Here is a 381-nt window from a genome sequence, read left to right on the forward strand (position 1 = left end):
TTGGAATGGATACTAAAGATGCTGAAGAGTTCTTAAAGAGGATAATTGAAGAAAGAAAACCAAAGGAGGAAGTTGGTTATTTTTAATCATCTCTCAATTTTCAACTTTTCTAATTTTCTGCACAGGTTCCAGTGGAAATGAAACTCTTGATATATGTCTTTCATAAATCTTAACTTTAACTCATTAAGTTTTGTTTTTCCTCCAAATTCGCCAAATACTAACACGTTGTTTATCTCAATTACTCCAAAAACTGCCGCCAAGTTAAACAAAAGTGTTCTCAACTGGTATCCACTTGCATACTGTTCATTAAGTTCTTTATGTGGGTACTGGAAGAGGAAATACTCAAGTCCCTCCATCCTCGCCATGTCTGTCATTGCTATA

General features: G+C 34.6%; 1 pseudogene. It reads right to left on the reverse strand.

Annotation, left to right across the window (positions count from 1 at the left end):
• Positions 1 to 86: 86 nt before the first annotated feature.
• Positions 87 to 381 (reverse strand): annotated as a pseudogene (locus E3E37_RS11540) (hypothetical protein); the annotation flags it as partial.

Source organism: Thermococcus sp. ES12, from assembly GCF_012027515.1.
Taxonomy (GTDB): Archaea; Methanobacteriota_B; Thermococci; order Thermococcales; family Thermococcaceae; genus Thermococcus; species Thermococcus barossii.